A 4,877-nucleotide genomic window follows, 5' to 3' on the forward strand; every position below is an offset into this window, starting at 1 on the left:
TGATGACCTTCCGCTTCAACCGGCGGGCGATCCAGGGGCTGATCTTCGGAGCCTCCCCCGTCCTTGCTGAGGTGGCGTGATGCCTCTCCCGGCTTGGACGAGGGCGCGCACCAACTGGCACGACCCCCGACTGGGCTGGGTTTCCCTCCCGCCGGGCGTGCGCTGCCACCGGGTCTGGCTGGAAGAACTGTCGCCCAGGGAACGGACCATTTTTGGAAACATCATCAAACGCTCACCCGGCCACGTCCTGGTCCGGTTGGCGGGAGGGGTTCGGGCGCTCAACAGGACATTGCTGTTGGAGGCAAAGGATATGACGGACGCGACGGATCTGGAACGGGCGGCCATGGCCGCCGCTTTGATCCCCCTGGGGGAATACGTGGGCAGCATCGGCATGCACCGCCCATTGGCGGATTACAGCAAGGCCGAGGTGCTGACCCTGATCGATGTGGTGGTCAGCGCTTTTCAAAATCACATCGCCAATGCCAATCCCGATGACATCCCGTTCTGAGGCGAAGGTCATGCTGGATTTCAATCACAACACCGCGTTCGGTGAGATCGTCACCGGTCTGATCGACGCCGCCCTGGTCGCCGAGGAAACCGCCAGTCCGCCCCGGCAATATCTGGGCGGCTCCCGACTGGGGGTGGCCTGCGAGCGAGCGTTGCAGTTCGAATACGCCGGGGCCCCCAGGGATGCGTTCCGGGGCTTCGACGGTAAGACCCTGCGCATCTTCGCCGCCGGGCATCTCTTCGAGGAACTGGCCATCCGTTGGCTGCGAGCTGCCGGGTTCAACCTCGCTGTCCGGAAAAAGGACGGCAACCAGTTCGGCTTTTCGGTGGCCAAGGGGCGCATTCAAGGCCATGTAGACGGCATCCTGGCCGGTGGACCACTGGAGGTTCCCATGGGCTATCCCGCCTTGTGGGAGTGCAAGTCCCTCAACAACAAGTCCTGGAACGACACCGTCAAGCGGGGCGTAGCCCTCTCCAAGCCGGTTTACGCTGCCCAGATCGCCGTCTACCAAGCCTACATGGAAACCGCCGTCCCCGGTATTTCCGCCAATCCGGCCCTGTTCACCGCCATCAACAAGGACACCGCCGACCTGCACTTCGAACTGGTCCCTTTCGACATCGCCCTGGCCCAGCGCATGACCGACCGTGCGGTGCGCATCCTCCAGGCAACGGAGGCCCACGAACTGCTGCCCCGCATCACCCGCGACCCCAGCCATTTCGAATGCCGTTTCTGCGACTGGCAGGAGCGCTGCTGGAGACTGGCATGCTGACCCAGCCCTCATGCGGCGTGGAGGGGCGTTATCTCTTCGCGCAGGCGATCCAACATCAAGTGCTTGGCCAAGTCCATGTCGTAGTGGGCTTGCAGACCAAGCCAATATTCCGGGGATTGATCGAAAAACAATCCCAAACGCAAAGCCATTTCCGCCGTAACCGGACGACGCCCATGAACAATATGACTGATCTGCATGGCCGAAACACCCAAAGATTTAGCTATTCGATATTGACTGAGCCCCAGCTCGTTCATGAGTTCCTTCAAGAACTCCCCCGGATGTGTGGGGGAAATGCGCTCCCCTGTGATGATGTCCGACATTTCAAGATGAGGGAGATCTCCCATTGGAATCGTCATATAAGTTCCTCAATGGTAGTCCACGATTTCCACATCAAAAGCATCCCTATCAACGAATCGAAAACAAACCCTCCATTGATCATTGATGCGAACGCTCCATTGGCCCTCACGGTCGCCCGCAAGCTTTTCCAGTCGGTTGGAGGGAGGAAGACGCAGATCCTCCACACTCAATGCACTATGGAGCTGGATCAATCGCTTCCGTGCGCGTGTGCAGATCTCGATTGGAATCCCTTTGACGAATTGCCCCATGAAAAGGGCCGCGCTTTTTTTATCGGAGAAGGTCTTGATCATGGGCTTGATAGTAAACTAATTGTTTATTGCTGTCAACGGCAGTGTGAGAGGATTTCCCAGTGCTGACGCCCAAGCAGGAGGCCTTTCGCAAGGTGTTGTTGGAAACCGGCGATGCCGAAACGGCCTACCGCGCCGTCTACAACTGCTCCGGCATGTCGCCAAGCCAGGTGAGGCAAAAGGCGACTCGCGAATTGGAGAAGATCGAGGAAGGTAAGAATGATTCTTACCAAAGCCAGTCAGAAGCGTTTGGTAAGAACGGTTCTCATCAAAGACAGACTGGCAGCTTTGATGAGAGTGATTCTTACCAAAATCAGCCGGAGCCATTTGGTAAGAATGATTCTTACCAATGGATGGACTTCAACAATGCCAGCCCACAAACCCAACCCCGGGCCTTTCGGGATGGTCAACACGACACCGACCGGCTCAAGGACCGCCTGCTGGAGCGCATCGAGGAGGTTCTCTCCCATCTGCTGCCTGCCGGAAAGATCCGCTACGGCAAATTCCTCATCGGGAATGTAGAGGGCAGTCCCGGCGACAGCATGGTGGTGGAACTGACTGGTCCCAAGGCGGGAATGTGGTTCGACCACGCCACCGGCCAGGGGGGTGACATAATCGCCCTGTGGGCGGTGACGCGAGGCTGGGACGCCCGCAGCGATTTTCCCCGCCTGTTGGACAACATGGCTGCCTGGCTGGGTGAGTCCCCCTCTGCCAGTCGTCCCAAACCCGACCGGAAGACCCCACCCGTGGACGAACTGGGCCCCCACACCGGCAAGTGGGACTACCACGACCGGGACGGCAACCTGGTGGCCTGCGTCTACCGCTACGATCCCCCTTCGGGCAAGGAGTTCCGCCCCTGGGATGTCCGCGCCCGCCGCTGGCAGGCCCCCGAACCGCGCCCGCTCTATAACCTTCCGGAGGTGATGGCCAGCCCTCAGGTGGTCCTGGTGGAGGGCGAAAAATGCGCCCAGGCCTTGATCGACCTGGGCATCGTCGCCACCACCGCCATGCACGGGGCCAACGCCCCGGTGGAAAAGACCGACTGGTCGCCCCTCGCCGGGAAGGAGGTGTTGATCTGGCCGGACAAGGACGCCCCCGGCTGGGATCACGCCGAAGCGATGGCCCGCGCCTGTCAGTCGGTGGAATGCCGCTCCGTGGCCATCCTCATCCCTCCCGGCGACAAGCCGGAAAAGTGGGACGCCGCCGATGCCGTGGCCGAGGGAATGGAGGTCCGCGCATTACTGGCCAACGCCGAACGCCGGGAGATTCGCCGTACCGCCACCGCCGGTCTGGACCTGCTTGCCTGGACCTACAACCGATACAGCGGACCACCACCGGAGAGGAAATGGTTGATCCGGGGCGTTCTGCCTCTGGGCATTCCCGGCATGGTGGCGGCCCTCGGCGGGGCGGGAAAGAGCATGTTGCTCATGGATCTGGCAGTGAAGACCGCTTCCGTCGAGCGGAACATGGGGATGCCGCCTTCCGCGCTGGGTGGGCCGCTCGAACTCCATCCCGGAACTGCCGTCATGTTGACCGCCGAGGACGAACAGGACGAGGTGCATCGCCGTCTGACCAGCCTGGTTCCGAGATTGCCCGACCCTTCACGGTTGATCGTGGTGCCGCTACCCAATGCCGGAGGACCGTTGCCGCTGGTGAGCGCCGGACGGGACGGACCGGTTCTGGGTCGGGGGTTCGAGGATTTGATGGGGGCGTTGGCGGCCATCCGGGATATGCGGTTGCTGGTCATCGATCCCCTGCAAAGTTTCGCCGGGGCGGACGTGAATGCCGATCCGGCAGCGGGGAATCTCTTTTTCGCCGCCCTGGGCCGCATCGCGGCGGAGACGGGAGCCACGGTCCTGGCGACCCACCATTTCCGCAAAATGGGTATCAAACCGGTCCTGACGGCCCACGATGCCCGGGAATCCATCCGGGGCACCACGGCGCTGGTGGATGGCGGACGGTGGAGCTACGCCTTGTGGGCGGTGGGAGAGGAGGAAGCGGAAAAGATCTGCCAGCAACTCGCCATCCACTACACGCGGGACATGGTGTTTCGGGGAGCCGTGGTGAAGAGCAACTGGCCGACGGACAAGACAGTCCGGGTGTTCGTGCGAGACCCCTTCATCGGCTTGCTGATGGACCGCACCACCGATCTGTCCGCCGTTTCCACTCCTGATCATGAATTGGCCGACGCACTGATCGCGGCCATCAAGCAGGCCGCCGAAAACGGTCGCCCCTTTACCCATACCGGCGGCCCAGGCGTCTTCCGGCAGAGAAACCGCCTGCCAACGGAATTCCACAATCTCAGTCGAACCCGCATCGAGTCGCTGGTGCAACATCTCATGAACGAACGTCCGCCGAAACTGGTGAAGGGCATGGCCACCGGTTCCCATGAACCCAAGTGGCTCGACGTTCCCGAGGGCCCGTTCGCCAAAGGGTGCGGAGAGTTCGTGCATGGCGCGGACGAGGTCGAAACATGATGAGAATCGTTCTTACCAAAGAAACACACGCTTTCCGGTGTGTATGGCAATTCCCGGGAATTCCCGGCCATCTTGGGAACAAAAAAGATGGGTGAATTGAATGATATCAAACAGTTGCTGTTCCCGAAAAAGTCGGGAATTCCCGGATTTTCGGGCTGTTCCGGGAACAGCAAGCACCTGAAAAACAAGGATAAGTTTTCTATTCCCAATTCCCGGTCATCCCCTATGCGTGTGTGCGCGGGGATATATAAATATCCCCGCGCACACCGGGAATGGAAATCGGGAAGCGGGAACAGCAGGCTTGAGCGGGTGGCGGCGTCAGCTTACCAGGGCACGCACCGCCACCCTGACCACATCAACCCACGGGAGGAAGAAATGGCTGTAACTACTGTGCCTCAAAAAGGGACCAATGGGAACAGGGCAGTCCTCGCCCTGGATCTGGGCAGCAAAACCGGCTGGGCGCTTTGGCAGCCCGACGG

The 4,877-nt window shown here is 60.7% G+C and carries 6 protein-coding genes; 4 read left to right on the top strand and 2 right to left on the bottom strand.

What is annotated here, in order from left to right:
• Positions 1-79 precede the first annotated feature (79 nt).
• Together HQL56_18150 and HQL56_18155 are read left to right on the top strand one after the other, a co-directional pair.
• Complete coding sequence (locus HQL56_18150; GenBank protein ID MBF0311441.1) at positions 80-508, top strand: hypothetical protein; 429 nt, start codon at positions 80-82, stop codon at positions 506-508.
• 10 nt (positions 509-518) lie between these two features.
• Entirely contained in the window at positions 519-1,277 is a 759-nt protein-coding gene (locus HQL56_18155; GenBank protein ID MBF0311442.1) for a hypothetical protein, read from the top strand.
• An 8-nt stretch (positions 1,278-1,285) separates the two neighbouring features.
• Here HQL56_18155 and HQL56_18160 read toward each other — a convergent pair whose 3' ends face one another.
• Both HQL56_18160 and HQL56_18165 read right to left on the bottom strand, forming a co-directional pair.
• On the bottom strand, positions 1,286-1,597 hold the full coding sequence (locus HQL56_18160) for a HigA family addiction module antidote protein (protein ID MBF0311443.1): 312 nt from the start codon (positions 1,595-1,597) through the stop codon (positions 1,286-1,288).
• Between the two features lie 45 nt (positions 1,598-1,642).
• Complete coding sequence (locus HQL56_18165; protein ID MBF0311444.1) at positions 1,643-1,924, bottom strand: type II toxin-antitoxin system RelE/ParE family toxin; 282 nt, start codon at positions 1,922-1,924, stop codon at positions 1,643-1,645.
• Between the two features lie 350 nt (positions 1,925-2,274).
• Here HQL56_18165 and HQL56_18170 point away from each other — a divergent pair, with 350 nt between their 5' ends.
• Both HQL56_18170 and HQL56_18175 read left to right on the top strand, forming a co-directional pair.
• On the top strand, positions 2,275-4,398 hold the full coding sequence (locus tag HQL56_18170) for an AAA family ATPase (GenBank protein MBF0311445.1): 2,124 nt from the start codon (positions 2,275-2,277) through the stop codon (positions 4,396-4,398).
• Positions 4,399-4,485: 87 nt separating this feature from the next.
• The coding region (locus HQL56_18175; GenBank protein MBF0311446.1) for a hypothetical protein at positions 4,486-4,877 on the top strand (392 nt) is incomplete at its 3' end.

The sequence above is a fragment of the Magnetococcales bacterium genome (genome assembly GCA_015231925.1).
Lineage (GTDB): Bacteria > Pseudomonadota > Magnetococcia > Magnetococcales > JADGAQ01 > JADGAQ01.